The sequence below is a fragment of the Paenibacillus sp. 598K genome, from assembly GCF_003851045.1.
GTDB lineage: Bacteria > Bacillota > Bacilli > Paenibacillales > Paenibacillaceae > Paenibacillus_D.
This window is the reverse complement of the sequence record NZ_BFBX01000025.1, coordinates 1-15,676: the sequence shown is the minus strand read 5'-3', so window position 1 is coordinate 15,676 and position 15,676 is coordinate 1. Positions and strand designations below refer to the sequence as shown.

The following is a 15,676-nucleotide window of genomic DNA, read 5'->3' as shown; positions in this document are numbered from 1 at the left end:
CGCTATGCTGGTAGAGGTTAGCCGGGAGCTGCTGCTGCGCGCATGGCAGCAGGCGATGCGTGCCGTGTCGGCCAATGCTCCGCTGCCGATCTTGCAGGGCGTCCGCCTCTGCGCACAGCAAGAGGGCCTCCGACTGACGGCCTCCAGCACGAGTCTGACCATCGCTTGCGAGCTGCTGGCAGCCGATCAGACAGTCGTCGTGCGCCGCACCGGAGCTGTTGTGCTCCCGGCGCGGTATGGCTATGAGGTGCTGCGCAAGCTCGATGGCGATCTCCTCGTCCTCGAGCAGCGAGAGCCGGGCCTCGTCACAGTGTCCTCCGGCACAGCTCGTATCCGGCTATGCGGCATGGAGGCGAGCGAATACCCGGGCGATGGAGGCGCGGGCTATGCCGATGCGGGCCTCGTCATCGACAACTTGCGATTGAAGTCGGCGATCGGCGAGGTGGCGACGGCGGCGTCCACATCGGAGCAGCGTCCTGTGCTGACAGGCGTCTCTCTCGTGTGCGAGGGAGATGCGCTGCGCCTCGCCGCTTCCGACGGCATCCGCCTTGCGTCCCGGACGCTGCGCCTGGAGGGGCAGCGATACGCTCGTATGGAGGGGGTCGTCCCGGCCAGACATCTGCAAGAGCTGTCGCGGATGCTGCCATGCGAAGGCACGACAGAGCTGCGGCTCAGTCCGAGTCGCATTCGCTTCCGCATGCCGGGCTTGCAGCTCGAGTCGGCGCTGATCGAGGGAGTGTTCCCCTCGCTCGATCATGTCATCCCGTCCTCCTATGCGAGCGAGATCGTCGTCGACACCCGCCGGTTGCTGTCCGCTATCGAGTGCGCATCCGTACTGGGAGATGGCGGCGTCATCCGGCTAACGGCTACGGTCGAGGGCTTGACGCTGCTAGCTCGTACGGCGGAGGTTGGAGATATGGAGCAGCGGCTGCCGACCCTCGCGACAGAGGGCGAAGCCTTCGCCTTATCGCTCAACGGCAAGCTGCTCTTCGAGCTGCTGCGTCACAACGATAGCGAGCAGGTCCGGCTGCGGTACGCGGGTCACTCGCGCCCGCTGGTCATCGTGCCCGCACCGCAGCCGGCTTCCTTGCTCTATCTCATCACTCCGGTCAGGACCGCAGCGGCGAGCTCAGCATGCTGAATCGAGGCTGACGCTCTCAGAGGAGCAGCGTCATCGCTGCCCGCTCTCGGTCCGCGAGCTCGAGGAGCAGACGGGAGGCTTGTCCCAGCTCCTGCAGCTCGCCTGTCCTGCCGGCGCGATCGATCGCATCGGAGACGCTCACCCAGAGCGGCGCGATCTCGACGAAGGCGCGATAGGCTTGCTCGATGGACGTCTCGCCGAGCTGCTCGGCGCAGGCGCGCAGGAAGTCCCGATACAGATTGCGGAAGAGCGCTCCGCCAGTGCCGCCTCGTTCCATGAGGCTGGCGATCAGGGACAGTTCACGCTGCGGATCGCTCAGACGATCCGGCCAGGCGAGGATCTCTTTGCTCAGCTTGGCGATCCCTTTGTAGCCGATATTGCGAATTTTCGGATGCAGGTAGTCCTGCGCATTAGCCGTCAGGGCAGCCCGCATGGCAGGGCCGAGCGGCGGCAGCGCGTCCGGGGGCTCCAGCGTAAAGGAGCGATTGCGCGAGCTCATCGGACCCTTGGCGCTTCTCGCCTGGGCCAGACCAGACAGACGCGTCTGGACGAGGCCGCCTTGCTGACTCGTATCCGCCATGTACGCATATTGTTCGTCGTAGCCATACAGCACGGCATAATGCCCGGCGAAGTGCACCTTGCTCGTGAAGTAATCCAGATCGTAGCAATCCAGCTTCAGGCCAACCGGCACCCCGCGCTCGATATGCCGCTGTACCTGCTGCCAAGCCTTGTCGACAGACGATGTCTCCTGGGTATGGACGGTCAGACCGAGCCGCGCAGCGAGATTCTCTGTCAGCAGGTCAGCCTTGATCCTTCCCCCGACGAAGGGGATCTCCATGCTCTTGGCATCCCAGTAGATGAAGCCTAGCCCATGCCCCAATCCGAACAGCAAAGGCTCGGCGAGTCGAATACCGTTGTGCTGGAGCAGATTGCCGACCGCGGTTGTCTCGCAATGCTCGCCCGGGTAGGCGACGAATTGGTTCACGGTATGAAGCATCCTCATGCACCACCATTCCTGAATTGATCTTACGCTATTCACTTTACGCGATCCCCTCGGCGCTGTCAGCCCATAAGTTGTAAGATGATCGATCGGCATGCACGGCGGGTATAGGGTCGCGGTAGAGGCGGATCTCCGCCGCTTGCTGGCGCAGTCCCCGCCGCAGTGTAATCTTCGCTATACTTGATCGCGGTCTATAATGGCAACGCGGCTCGTGGTATCCTCAGGGTGAATCAGATGCGCATCTGAGTATCATGGCAGGAGGCTGCCAAGAGAATGGAGCGATGTAGCATGAGTAAAGACACGATCATCAAGGCGCTGCTGTCTGCCGAGGTGGATATGACGCCGACCGGATTTGTCGCCGACGAGCTGAGTCCGGACCAATTTGCAGCGATGCAGGAGCTGTTTTTCGACAAGATTATGAGCATACACCAGTCCGATCTGTCCGGGATCGCGGGCTACGGGGAGTTCGATGAGGATTGCCGGACGAGGTATGCCGATTGCCGGACCTATCTGACGGACACCTTCGCCGAGGATCGCGAGGGGTACTGGTACAACTGGCGCGAGCTGTTCGAGACGACGGTGCTGGACCGGTCGTTTTTCGAGCACTATTATGCGGAGATGCTGCCGTTGATCCCCTACTGCGAGGGTCGCCGCTACCTGGTGTACAACAATACCTTCTTTGTGCATATGAGGACAGACGGCAAGTCGCAGATCGGCTTCCCCGACTGGAGCCGCTCCGGGATCGCAGATGGCCTGCTGGACTTCGCCATCATGGATCTCAACAAGCCGTATCTGCTCATCCCGGAGCGTCTGCACGCCTATGCGAGGCAGCGGGGGATCGACATCCCGGATTTCCGCGAGCGCTTCCTGTGCATGGGCTATTACAAAGGGCTGGATACGCTGCGCTGGCACGCCTCCATCGACGACGAGGTGTCCTGTGCCTCGATCATGACCTCGATGCGCGAGCTGAAGGGCCGACTGGACGCGCTATAAGAGGTTGTTCGCGACGCATTATAAGTGAGGACGACGCTCACATAGAAGGTGATCCGATGAAATACGAGAACGCGGGCGACATCCTGCCCGAAGCGCTCTTGCGGGAGGTGCAGCAGTATGCGGCAGGCAAGCTGCTGTATATCCCCAAGGGAGCCGACAAAAAAGCATGGGGCGAGGCCTCGGGCTACCGGGAGCAGCTGATCCGCCGCAACCGGATGATCCGCAACAAGTATGCCCACGGTATGACCGTATCGGAGCTGGCGGACCAATACTGCCTCTCGCTCGATTCGATCAAAAAAATCGTCTACGCCAAAAAGAGCGAGCATCACCTGACGTATGCGTCCACGGTAGCCTCGGCGGTCGCCTATGCCCGGGCCGGGCTGCTGGAGGAATGGGTCGAATGCTGCCGGTCGCTGACTCTGCCTGCCCGCGCTGTCCCCGAAGTCGAGACATCGCTGACGCGTTATATCGGCGTCGTCAAGTTCCCGATCCGGCTGATCCAGCGGGAGCAGGAGGAGGCAGGGGCGGAGCGACAGACGACGGGTGCCCGGGATCGCTCCGAGCATCCGCCGCTCCTCATCTCGTACAGCGGCGGACAGTTCTGCTGCCCGGAGCAGCGCGAGCTGCTGGGCGCGCTGAGGGCGTCCAAGGTCAATGCCTTCCCGAGCATCGTCATGATGGAGGGTAACGAGGACTACAAGCGGTTCATGACCTATTACGGCACGGTGCTATTCTTCGTCGACGCGGAGTGAGCGGCTGCGGAGTGAACGACTGGTCGTTCCGCTCGGCTGGGCGCTCCCCGACATCTCTGCTAAGGATTCGCCTGGGGCTGATGCGAGCTAGCGCCTGCGACGCAGGTGCTGTACAATCGTCTTAATAATGCTGAGGAGGAAAGCCAGATGCAGCCTGCCAAAGTACCTCGTTAAGCCCGTGCCCCGCCATTCGCAGCTATGGTCGTTAGTCGCCCAAGCCTAAAAACAAGGGAGATGTACGCGTATGCTTACGAATGGACCGGTAACCCAATCACGACAGGAACGACTGCAAATCTGCGACGACATTGCTGCGAGACTGCATGAGGTGTATGGCGAGCGCATCCTGGCTATCGGCGTCTACGGCTCGATGGCCAGAGGCACCGACGGCCCGTTCTCGGACATCGAGATGCTCTGCGTCCTGAGCGAGACGGATGAGCCCGTCGACTATAGCTACGAGTGGTCGGCAGGCCCATGGAAGGCGGAGGTTAATGTCCTGCGCGCCGACCTGCTCCTGGACATGGCTGCGACGGTCGAGGGCGATTGGCCGCTCACACACGGGCCCTACTTTTCGCAGCGAAGTCTATATGACCCGCATAGCTTCTTCCCTAGACTGCAAGCCGCTGCCGAGTCGCCGACGCCGCAGCAGTTCAAGGCCGCGATCGAGGCGGTGCTGGTGGGAGAGATGTACGAATTCATCGGCAAGCTGCGCAACGCCGGCTATCATGGTCCGGCCACCTACTTGCCTTATCTGGCGATGGAGTTTGCCCAGTATGGGGCGATGCTGGTCGGCTTGCATCATCGCGCGATCTTCTCCACGGGCGCGATGGTGCTGCCGGAGGCCTCGCAGCTGCCGGATCGCCCCGAAGGGCTGGATGAGGTGATGCGGATGACGATGTCCGGCGAGCTGTCCGAGCCTGCGGCTATCGTCTCCGCCTGCGAGCGGCTATGGAGCGGTCTGGTGAAGTGGGCGGGCGAGCATAGCTATAAGATCCGCAGCGCTCGCATTCCGTTTTGATGAACGAAGGAGGAGTTAACATCCGTTACAACTGCAACTATGTACAAGGCGAGCCGACCGCGTCGGATTGGACGGCTTTGCCGCCGATAGCGCTGGTCGATACGGTGGATGGCAGCAACCCGCGACTGGCTACACAAGTCAAGGCGTGCTGGACGGACGACACGGTGTGGTTCCGGTTTGAGTGCGAGGACGATTATATCGTAGCGACGATGGAGCAGCGAGACGATCCGATCTACGAGGAGGATGTGGTCGAGGTGTTCCTCGACGAGTCCGGCGCGGGTGCGCGCTACCTCGAGCTCGAGCTGAGCCCGCGCGGCGTGATCTTCGATGCGATCATCGACAATGACGGGCAGGGATCGATCAGCGTCGACACCGCATGGGATGCGGAGGGACTGTATACGTCATGCGCAGAGGAGGCATCCGTACGCGTCTATGTCATCGGCGTCCCGTTTGCGAACTTCGCCGCGCCGCCGACTCGCGGCACATCCTGGCGTTGGAACGCATACCGCATCGACGCGGAGCCTGACGGTCAGCGGCATTATTGGGCCTGGTCGCCGACAGGCGCAGTCGATTACCATGTGCCTCGGCGTTTCGGGTGGCTTGATTTTGTGTAGCTGGCAGGAGAGATCAGGAATAGGAAGATGAACGAAAGAGCGGTGCCGGGATGATCCCTGGTGCCGTTCTTTTGTTGCATTTAATCAGCGAGCGCTTGCCGATGAGGTTACAAGCGTGGGCAGTGGGACTGCTAGTTCGGTGGTATTGGCTAGTGATACGATAGGTACGTGTTATGTATTGATCGTTTTGTGTAAGGTTAATGGAGGATATCAGGGAAGTTAAATGGATATTTAAGTGATTTCGAGAAAATATCAATATTTTACGTAAGATATATTGACATTGATGAAAACGCGGCTATAATTGGGTTAGAAGTTAAATGGATATTTAAATTGGGGAGGGATCGAGGTTGACGGCACAGACGATGCAGGAGGAGAAGGCTAGCACGCAGGAACGAATCCTGCTGGCGGCCGAGGAGCAATTTGCACAGAACGGCTATGCGGGAACTCGGGTAAGCGACATTGCTGAGGCAGCGGACGTCAATGTGGCCTTGATCAGCTATTATTTTGAATCCAAGGAGAACCTGTACCGCGGGGTGCTGGAGCGGCTGTTCGGACTATGGGAGCAGCATGTGCGCGAGGCGGTATGGGACGGCGACGACCCGGAGCGAGTGCTGGCGGCCTATATTCGCAAGCATTTCGAATTCAAGCGCAGCAACCTGAACATGGTACGTATCTTCCAATGGGAGAGTCTCATCAATATGGGCATCTATGAGCATTATATCCACCAGTACTGGGAGAAGGATGTACATGACAAGTTCAAGGTGCTCGAGCGCTGGAAGCAGCAGGGAAAGCTGGCCGGGCAGCTCAACGAGCGCGCGCTGCTGACGCTGATCTGGGGCATGATGGATCGGCTGCTGCTGCTGAACAGCCAGTCGCTGGCGCTGTTCCTCGGAGACGAGACTGATCTCGGCGGGGAGCAGGATATCCTGAACGCCTGCACAGATGCGATACTCCAACTGGCGCTCTACGGTGCGATGCCGCGAGGGACGGCGGGCGCTTCAATGGAGGAGGCTTCGAGCGTCGTCGCCGAGAAGTCTGACGCTGGCTCCGACGCTGCCGTAGATGCGACGGAGGAGGTGACGGTTGCCGTCATGACGCTGGGTACGTGCGATCAGGCGCAAACGGAAGTCTCGTCAATATTAGGTTTTCTGACACAAGCGCAAGGTGTTCGAACCGTCATGCCAGCGGAAGCCGGGACAGGAGAAGCGGAGACGGCTGAGATCGAGCGGCGGCTGCGAGAAGGGGATGCGACGCTGATCGTCGTTCATACAGAGGACGGCGAGCTGACGGAAGCGGGCCTGGCAGCATGGCAGGCGGTGCGGGCGGCGGGCACAGGCGGCTTATGGGCTGATCGGCCTGCAGCGGTCTGGGTCGTCGGCGGCGACCGCGAGGCGCAGTCGTTGCAGCTCCATCTGGAGCAGCAGCTCGGGCGGCTGGGCGCATTCCCGCTGAGCCGCCGAGCGGAACAGACGCCGGAGCAGTACGGCGCACGATTCGCCGAGTTCGCTCGGCGCATGAAGCTGTAGATGTCGGGCGCGACAGACGGCAAGCTGATATCGGTCAGGTGAATTGAACGCAGGAAGCTGGCAGCACAGGGGTGCTGTCTGTCATGCGCGGATGCTCTGGCCGACAGCGCATCTTGGCCCGCCGCGGGGAGTGTCCGCATCAGCAAGATTATACGGGAGGAAGTGAAGGATAGGGATGGAGACCATTCGCAGCTCGACCTCGACGCGCAAGACCGATCCGATCCACTATGAGATTCTCCGCCATCGTCTGCAATCGATCACGGAGGAAGCAGCCACGGCGATGAAGCGGGTGTCCGGCTCGCCGGTCGCCACAGAGATCGGCGACCTGAATGTAGCGATTATGGACCGGGACGGCGATTGTGTGCTGATCGGCCAATACATCGTCACCAAAGGCTCGACGCTAAGCTGTGTCGTCAAGGACGTGCTGGCTCACTACCAGGACAATCCGGGCATTGCCGAAGGGGACGGCTTCCTGTGCAATGACCCGTATATCGGCATCATGCATCAGAATGATATCGCGCTTGTCATGCCAATCTTCTATGAGGGCGAATTAGTCGCCTGGGTAGGCGCCGAGATCCATCAGATTGACGTCGGCGGTCCGACGCCGGGTCAGGTGCAGCTCGGGGCCAAGGATATCTACGGCGAAGCGCCGCTGATGCCGTCGATCAAAATATTGCAAAACGGCAAGCTGCTGCATGATGTGGAGCGCAACTACTTGCGCAAGAGTCGGGTGCCCGATCTGCTGGCGCTGGACCTGCGGGCCAAGCTCGCCGCCTGCAATACGCTGAGCGCCAATCTGCTGCAACTGGCAGGCAAGCTCGGCAAGCAAGGGCTGGTCGACTTCATGGCCGACATCCTCAACGACGCCGAGCTGCTGCTGCGGGCCAAGCTGCGCAAGATTCCCGACGGCAGCTGGTACTCCCGGGCCTACATGGAGTTCGACGACGCCATCTATCCGATCGCGCTGCAGCTCACCAAGGAGGCAGATACGCTCCGCTTCGACTTTACGGGCACAGCCAAGCAAGCCCCCGCGACAATCAATATTACCCTCCCCTCCCTGCACGCCCTGCTGAGCGGCACGCTCGTCTCGACCTTATGCTGGGATATCCCGTGGACAACGGCAGGCGTAGAGCGGACGATCGAGGTGCATGCCGAGCAGGGTACCTTGGTCAATCCGACTTTCCCGGCAGGCGTCTCCAAGTCGACGACCAGCATCGGTCTGCTGATCATGGCGCTCGTCGGCAATATCGTCTCCAAGATGCTGCTCGCCTCCGGACATTTCACCGATCGGGCGATGGGCGGCTGGCCCGGCTCCAAGGCGCAAGAGGAGCTGAACGGGATCAATCAGTTCGGAATGCCCTTCGGCGCCGATATCCTCGATGGCATGGCGGGCGGCGGCGGCGCGCGCACATTCAAGGACGGCATCGACACCGGCGGCCTCGTCGGCGCGGCCAAGAGCAGTATCGCCAATGTCGAGCAATACGAGCTGGAGTACCCGATCCTCTATCTGTACCGCAAGCAGCTAGCCGACTCCGGCGGGGCCGGGATGTTCAGAGGCGGCAACGGCATCGACCGGATGTATGTGCCGCATGGCGTCGAGCGGATCGCCGATGTCATCATGCATAGTATGGGCTCCAAGTCGCCGGCGACGGTCGGCATCGCGGGCGGCCATCCGTCGGCGACCAATCAGTTCTATATTAAGCGCGGCGCGCTGACCGATGCCCAGATGGCAGGCGGCGAGCTCCCGGCGACCTTCGAGGAGATCGCGGGCGAGACGGAGGTCCATAACAATATGTCGCACAGCTATCTGGCGGCGGGCGATGTCTATCGCTCGATCTCCAACGGGGGCGGCGGCTACGGCGATGCGCTGTTGCGCGATCCCGGCCTGGTGTGCGAGGATGTGGCGCTCGGCCGCTGTACAGCCGCCGCCGCCGAGGCGCTCTACGGCGTCGTGCTGACTAGCGGCGGAGCCGTCGATGAGGAGGCCACCCGGTCCAAGCGGGCGGCGCTGCTGGCGCAGCGGCGCGCGGCGGCCGAGCTGCCGCAACGGTCGCAAGCGCCCGTGAGACTCGAGCGGACCGTCGCGAGGCTGTTCCACGGTCTGTCGATCGGGGAGGGCGCGGATGGCGGACATTACTTCTATTGCGACTGCGGCTGCACGATCGCCCCTCACGGCAAGGACGCCTACGGCTATATGGCCAGCGCGCAGCAGCCGGCTCGCCTGTCCGGGCCGTATGTCGACCCTTGCGGCCTGGGCGAAGCGGAGTTCCGCTGGCGGACTCACTATTGTCCGGCCTGCTATCGTCAGTTCGACAGCAGCATGATCCGCGTCGGCGACGAGAGCCTGCCTTCCGATCACTTGCTCCATCTTGCGCCTACCCCAATCGGAACGAGGATGTGATGAAGATGAACTACTACGTAGCGGTAGACTCCGGCGGCACCTTCAGCGATTGCGTCGTTATCGGCGAGAGCGGCGAGATGTGGACGGGCAAGGCGCCGTCGACGCCTCCTTCCTTCCAGCTCGGGGTCGTCGACGCGGTGCGCGATGCCGCCTCCGTGATGGGGATGAGCCTGCAGGAGCTGCTGGGCAGCACTGCGTTGTTCTCCCACGGCACGACGGTCGCGACCAATGCGCTGCTGACGCGCCAGGGCTGTCGGACTGCCGTCATCACGACGCGCGGTCATGAGGATGCGATATTGATCGGGCGTACGTATCAGAAGGTAGCAGGCCTCAGCTCCGATGAAGTGATGGACTACAGCCGCCATGAGAAGGCGACGCCGGCATACGATCCGCGCTATGTGCGCGGCGTCGTGGAGCGGGTGGACTATGCGGGCAACATCGTCGTGCCGCTGTCGATGGTGTCGCTGGCGGCGATCGAGGGCGAGCTGGAGGCGGCTGGCATCGAAGCGGTCGCGGTCAGCCTGCTCTGGTCCTTCGCCAACCCGCAGCATGAGCGGCAGATTCGCGATTATCTGCTAGAGCGTCATCCACAGTGGGTCGTCACGCTGTCCTCGGAGCTGACGCCGGTCATCGGCGAGTACGAGCGGACGGCGACGACAGCGATCAACGCTTACCTGAGTATCGAGACCAAAACCTATATGAACAAGCTGAAGTCGCTCCTGGCGGAGGAAGGCTATCGCCACCGTCCGCTGGTCATGAAGTCGTCGGGCGGCATCGCCTCCATCGAGCATGCCATGGAGACGCCAGTGGCACTGCTCACCTCGGGACCGGCGGGCGGCGTCATGGGCGCGGCAACGCTTGGCGGCAGACTGGGGCAGCGGAACATCCTGACGACCGATGTCGGGGGCACGAGCTTCGACGTTGGCATGATCGTGCAGGGCGAGCCAGTCTTCGCACAGTCGCCGGTCTTCTCGAAGTATCAGGTCACCTACCCGATGATCGAGGTCGACTCGATCGGCGCGGGCGGCGGCAGCATCGCCTGGGTGGAGGAGGGCACCGGACTGCTCAAGGTCGGGCCGCGCAGCGCCGGGGCCGTGCCAGGGCCGGTCTGCTACGGCAGAGGCGGCACGCAGCCGACCGTGACCGACGCCAATCTGGTGCTGGGCCGGATGAACCCGGACTTCTTCCTCGGCGGCAAGCACAGACTCGATGCGGCGGGCGCGCGTCGATCGATGGAGCCGCTGGCAGCGAGGCTGGGCATCGGCGTCGAGGAGCTGGCGCTGGGCATCGTCGAGATTGCCGATTCGCATATGGGCGATCTGGTCCGCAAGATGTCCGTGGAGAAGGGCTATGATCCTGCGAGCTTCGCGTTGTATGCGTTCGGCGGCGCTGGTCCGCTCCATGTATGCGGCTATACGCGGGGCACGGGCATCGAGACGGCGGTTATCCCGCCGATGTCGTCGGTGTTCTCCGCTTACGGCATCGTACAGTCCGATCCGGCTGCGGTCGCCGAGGAGACGCTGACCCTCGTCCTGCCCTGCGAGCCGGCCGCGCTCGCGTCGGCGCTGGGGCGGCTGCAGGAGCGGGCGCTGGCGGAGCTGCGCGATATCGCGGCCTCCTTCGAGACGATCGAGATCCGGCGCGAGGTGCTGATCCGTTATCAGGGGCAGAAGCAAGGCGTACCGGTGGCGTGCGACTATCCGTTGCAGTCAGCGGCGGACATCCAGCGACTGATGGACGATTACGATCGGGTGTATGAGCAGCAGTACGGCAAGGGCACCGCCTATCGCAAGGCAGGGCTGCGCATCTCCGGCTTGCGCGTCAAGGCAGCGGCCGTGCAGCCGCCGCGCAGCTACTCGCCGGGAGGCGGGCGCGCTGTCGCCGAGCCGGAGCCGCAATACCGGGACGTCTACTACCGCGAGACGGGCGGATGGCGAGCGACGCCGTTCTACGTCTTCGACGAGCTGCCGGTCGGCTTCGACCGTCAAGGTCCGGCTATCATTATCTCTAATCATACGACGATCTACGTCGCGCCCGATTACAGCGTACGACTGGACGAGGGACGCAATCTGGTGCTGACGAACAATGAAGGGGGAGACGCCACATGAGTCAAGATACCGTCCTGCCTGCGAACGAAGGCGACTTCGGGCTCCAGGAACGCAAGCTGTATCCGGCGAAGCTGCTCGGCAAGTTCAAATGGCTGTTGTCGCTGCTGTCGCTGGTCGCGCTCTGGTGGGCCGTGTCGCTGATGCTGACGGCCAAGGTGCTGCCTACGCCGCTGCAGGCCGTCTCGGCGATGCTCGAGGAGATGGTCGACGGCGAGATTTTCTCGCATCTAGGCATCACTCTTTTCCGGGTAGCGGCGGCCTTCGCGCTGACGATGGCGCTAGGTATCGCGATCGGCTGTACGCTGGGCTTATCCAGGAAGGCGGCGAGCTTTTTCAACCTCTGGATGGTCGTCGGGATGACAGTTCCGGCCTTGGTCTACATCGTCGTAATCTTCCTCTGGCTTGGATTATCAGAATTTTCTGCCATATTGGCCGTGATGTGCACGACCGTCTTCACGATCAGCTATAACATCTGGGAGGGCGTCAAGTCGCTCGACAAAAAGCTGATGGAGATGAGCCGGATGTTCGGCGCTGACCGGTCTCTGACCTTCCGCAAGGTCATCGTCCCGCAACTGCTCCCTTATATTATGGCCTCGGCGCGTTTCGGACTGGGGCTGACGTGGAAGATGGTCATCTTCGTCGAGCTGATGGGTCGTCCCGACGGCATCGGCTACATGATCAACCATTGGTATTCGCTGTACAACATGACCTATGTGCTCAGCAGCGCCCTCATCTTCATCATCGTCATGCTGTTTATCGAATTGCTCATCAGCCGGGTCATTGAGCCGCGCCTGTTCTCCTGGCGGCCCAAGACGACGCCATAAGAGAGGAGGCCATGTCCATGAGCTCGGAGACGAGGAAAATATCGGTCCAGCGGCTGAATAAATTTTTCACCGTACAGGACGCGAGGAAGCAAGTGCTGCACAACATCAACTTCGAGGTCGATGCCGGGGAGTTCATCTGTCTGCTCGGCTCGTCGGGCTGCGGCAAGTCCACCATCCTGAATCTGATCAGCGGTCTGGATAAGGAGTATAGCGGCGAGATTCGGATCGACGGCGTGCCGCGCGCCCAGAGCAGCGCCCATCTCAGCTACCTGTTCCAGGAGCCGCGGCTGCTGCCGTGGCTCACCGTGGAGAAAAACATACACTTCGCCCTGCAGGCTGCCGGCGTCCCGGCGGCGGAGTGGCCCGAGCGCACCGGGCATTACCTCGGGATGGTCAATCTCTCGGGCAGCGAGCGGCATTATATCCACCAATTGTCTGGCGGCATGCAGCATCGGGTCGCGATCGCCAGAGCCTTCTCCGTCAACCCCGACATCCTGCTGATGGATGAGCCGTTCGGCGCGCTCGACGAGCTGACGGCGCGGGACATCCGCGCCAACCTGCTGGAGCTGTGGCAGCGGGACCGCAAGACGGTGCTGTTCGTCACCCATAATACGCTGGAGGCGACGTATATGGCCGACCGCATCCTTATGATGTCGGCCAATCCCGGCAAGATCGACACCGTGGAGCAGGTTCGGCTCAGCCGCCCGCGGCAGTATGAGAGCGATGAGCTGTTCTTCATGCACAAGGAAGTCATCTCCCAATTCGTGGCCATCAGCGGCAAGCCCGCTTAAGACGAAGACATGACGGCAAAGACAGGAACAGACTAGATAGAGGAGTGGGGAGCATGGTCAACATGAGCGAGGCGTCACCAACGAGAGGATTCACGTGGAAGCTGCTGGGGGCCGTACTGCTGCTGATGCTGCTCGCGGCATGCGGCGGCAACAGCGGGGAGGGCGGTAGCGCTGACGGTAAAGGCGGCGCGGAGGGCACGAAGGAAGCGGCGGCTGCGGAGTCGCCGTCTGCGCCGGAGGAGGGCGAGGCGTCCGGCGAGCTGCCTGAACTGCGACTTAACGTCGTCTCTACCGGCACCCAGTCGTTGCCGGCCTACCTGATCGAGAAGCTCGCGCTGGATCAGAAGCATGGCTTCAAGCTGGTGTCCGTGCCGGACTCCGGCGCTGTCAACGGCAACTGGACGGCGTTCAAGACCGGGCAGGTCGACGCGATTATCTCGGACTGGATCAGTCTGGCGCGCAGCGTCAACCAGGGCGACGAAGCGGTGGCGGTCGTGCCATTCCTCGGCTGGGGCAACGGCCTGGTCGTGCCCGAGGCGACCGAGGTGAGCGGGCTGGAGCAGCTGAAGGGACTGAGCATTGGCGTCTACAACCGGCTCGCCCCAGACTGGCTGTTCATCCGCGCGGCGGCCAAGGAGCTGTACGGATTCGACCCGGAGAAGGAGAACACGGTTAGCGAATCCGCCCCGGGTCTGCTGCTAGGCCTAATGCAGGAGGGCAAGGTAGAGGCAGCCCTGAACTATGGCGACCTGAACAACATCCTGCTCGGTATGGGCGGCTACAAGAAGCCGTTCCTCATCGAGGACGTCATGACCCAGCTCGGGTTGTCCACCGATGCGCCATTCCTGTTCTACACCTTTAGCGAGAGCTATGTCGACGCGCATCCGGACACGGTGAAGGCCTTCGCCGCCGCTTACAAGGAAGCGATCGAGACGCTGAACAGCGACGATGCGATCTGGCAGGACATCGCCGAGCGGATGAAGATCGATAACGAGACGACCATCGAGCTGATGAAGGATAATGCGCGCACCAACATCTTCACGGAGATGAATGCGGAGATGGAAGGTCATATCGAGGCGATTTTCGAGGTGCTGCTGCAGGAGGCGGGCGAAAAGCAGCTCGGGATCGGCAGTCTGCCCGAGGGCATATTCCGTCAGCCGTAGGCCAGTCGGCAGTGTCTGCCGCCAGCCATGAGACGATTTGCCTCGGGAGCCGCAACGCTCCCGGGGCGCTCACACCCTACCCTAGAGAAAAGAGGAGATCTCATGTCCACTACCCATTCGCTTCCCGAAGGCTACCGTCTGATCCCGGAGGAGACGGCGCTGCTCGTCATCGATATGCAGAACGGCTTTTGCTCGCAGCAAGGCTCCCTGGGCAAAAACGGCGTTGATGTCTCGCATATGCGCAATACGATTGCCCCTGTTCGCAAGCTGATCGAGGCCAGCCGCCGTGCGTCCATGCTCGACGCGTGGACGATCCAGCATCATTATCCCGACGATGCGACGCGCGGCCGCCACCGGATCATCCCCCACACGCTGCGTTTTGGCTCCGGCCCGGCTGCGCTCGTGAATACATGGGATGCCGAGGTCGTCGACGAGTTAAAGTCGCTGTCGCAGGCGCCAGCGGAGATCATCATCAAGCATCGCTTCAGCGCATTTTTTGATACGCGGCTCGATACGCTGCTGCGCATGAAAGGCATCCGGACCGTCATCATCAGCGGCGTATCCTCCTCGCTATGCGTCGAGACGACGATCCGGGACGCGTACCAGCGCGATTACGATGTCCTGATCGCTGCCGATGCGATCGCTACCGATTCGCCCGAGGCCCATGAGGAGAGCATGCGGACAGCGGCCAAATATTTCGGCGCGTGCCTGAGCACCGACGCGATCGTGCAGTTGATCGATCAGGCGGCCGACGTAGCCGCTGTAGCCAAGTAAGCGCTCGCCGATGAATCGGTATTTGCAGCTGCTCAACCTGGTCTTCTGGTTCGCGCTGGAGCTGTCCCGCCCTGCGGTCGCCTTCAGTCTGGCCGAGCGGCTGTCGTCGACAACCTCGTTGGGCCTCCTGCTGTCTGTCCAGTCCTTGCTCCCGCTCCTGCTGGCGATCCCGATCGGCATCGCCGGCGATCGGCTCGGCGCGCGCCTCATGCTGCCAGTCGGCGCAGCGTTAATGCTATGCAGCGGGGTTGTGTACTGGGCAACTGGCAGTCTCGTGCTCCCGGATCGCGGGTATGTGGTGGCGATGCTGATCGCACAGGTGCTGAACGGCTTGGCGTGGCTGCTCGTCTGGATCGCGACGCAGGCGCTCGTATCGTCGGCGGGGACGCCAGGGCTCTCCAGCGCAGCGGCTGGCGAGGCGACTCGCAAGCGCGTGCAGATGCTGGCGCTGACCGCTAGTCTCGGCGCGCTGGCCGGTCCTGCGGTCTCGGGCTGGCTGCATCCGCTCGGCGACGGCTCGGTCGTCTGGCTCGTATTTGTCGCAGCGGCCGGGGCGCTGCTGCTGCTCGCCGTC

General features: G+C 62.1%; 14 protein-coding genes. 13 read left to right on the top strand and 1 reads right to left on the bottom strand.

The window, feature by feature from the left end; genetic code table 11:
- Positions 1-4 precede the first annotated feature (4 nt).
- Positions 5-1,141 carry a DNA polymerase III subunit beta gene (gene dnaN, locus PA598K_RS09520; protein WP_128656726.1) on the top strand — a complete coding sequence of 379 codons (1,137 nt, stop codon included), beginning with the start codon at positions 5-7 and terminating at the stop codon, positions 1,139-1,141.
- A gap of 16 nt (positions 1,142-1,157) precedes the next feature.
- On the opposite strand, the gene PA598K_RS09515 is transcribed toward dnaN, so the two are convergent.
- On the bottom strand, positions 1,158-2,138 hold the full coding sequence (locus PA598K_RS09515) for a BtrH N-terminal domain-containing protein (protein WP_128656763.1): 981 nt from the start codon (positions 2,136-2,138) through the stop codon (positions 1,158-1,160).
- A 291-nt stretch (positions 2,139-2,429) separates the two neighbouring features.
- Between PA598K_RS09515 and PA598K_RS09510 the strand changes: the two genes are divergently transcribed.
- The 12 genes from PA598K_RS09510 to PA598K_RS09455 form a co-directional block, all read left to right on the top strand.
- Positions 2,430-3,134 (top strand): hypothetical protein, encoded by a 705-nt coding sequence (locus tag PA598K_RS09510; RefSeq protein WP_128656725.1) that lies wholly within the window; start codon positions 2,430-2,432, stop codon positions 3,132-3,134.
- Between the two features lie 56 nt (positions 3,135-3,190).
- A complete protein-coding gene (locus tag PA598K_RS38855; RefSeq protein ID WP_307719878.1) occupies positions 3,191-3,886 on the top strand; it encodes a CD3324 family protein in 696 nt (231 codons plus the stop codon).
- A 244-nt stretch (positions 3,887-4,130) separates the two neighbouring features.
- Positions 4,131-4,901, top strand: coding sequence for an ANT(4')-I family aminoglycoside nucleotidyltransferase (locus PA598K_RS09500; RefSeq protein ID WP_128656724.1), 771 nt, complete (start codon positions 4,131-4,133; stop codon positions 4,899-4,901).
- Positions 4,901-5,515: a carbohydrate-binding family 9-like protein gene (locus tag PA598K_RS09495; protein ID WP_128656723.1), complete on the top strand. Its 615-nt coding sequence runs from the start codon at positions 4,901-4,903 to the stop codon at positions 5,513-5,515. Before PA598K_RS09500 ends, PA598K_RS09495 begins: the two co-directional genes overlap by 1 nt.
- Before the next feature lie 347 nt (positions 5,516-5,862).
- Positions 5,863-7,041, top strand: a complete 1,179-nt coding sequence (locus PA598K_RS09490) for a TetR/AcrR family transcriptional regulator (protein ID WP_128656722.1) — start codon at positions 5,863-5,865, stop codon at positions 7,039-7,041.
- A gap of 175 nt (positions 7,042-7,216) precedes the next feature.
- Positions 7,217-9,442, top strand: coding sequence for a hydantoinase B/oxoprolinase family protein (locus tag PA598K_RS09485; RefSeq protein WP_128656721.1), 2,226 nt, complete (start codon positions 7,217-7,219; stop codon positions 9,440-9,442).
- A 5-nt stretch (positions 9,443-9,447) separates the two neighbouring features.
- Complete coding sequence (locus tag PA598K_RS09480; protein WP_185601772.1) at positions 9,448-11,550, top strand: hydantoinase/oxoprolinase family protein; 2,103 nt, start codon at positions 9,448-9,450, stop codon at positions 11,548-11,550.
- Positions 11,547-12,374, top strand: coding sequence for an ABC transporter permease (locus PA598K_RS09475; RefSeq protein ID WP_128656719.1), 828 nt, complete (start codon positions 11,547-11,549; stop codon positions 12,372-12,374). Before PA598K_RS09480 ends, PA598K_RS09475 begins: the two co-directional genes overlap by 4 nt.
- Positions 12,375-12,391: 17 nt before the next feature.
- A complete protein-coding gene (locus PA598K_RS09470) occupies positions 12,392-13,165 on the top strand; it encodes an ABC transporter ATP-binding protein (RefSeq protein WP_185601770.1) in 774 nt (257 codons plus the stop codon).
- 53 nt (positions 13,166-13,218) lie between these two features.
- A complete protein-coding gene (locus tag PA598K_RS09465; protein WP_128656717.1) occupies positions 13,219-14,328 on the top strand; it encodes an ABC transporter substrate-binding protein in 1,110 nt (369 codons plus the stop codon).
- Positions 14,329-14,430: 102 nt separating this feature from the next.
- On the top strand, positions 14,431-15,102 hold the full coding sequence (locus tag PA598K_RS09460) for a cysteine hydrolase family protein (RefSeq protein ID WP_185601768.1): 672 nt from the start codon (positions 14,431-14,433) through the stop codon (positions 15,100-15,102).
- Positions 15,103-15,112: 10 nt separating this feature from the next.
- Positions 15,113-15,676 (top strand): MFS transporter (locus PA598K_RS09455; protein WP_148091923.1); only part of this gene is annotated, 564 nt, incomplete at its 3' end.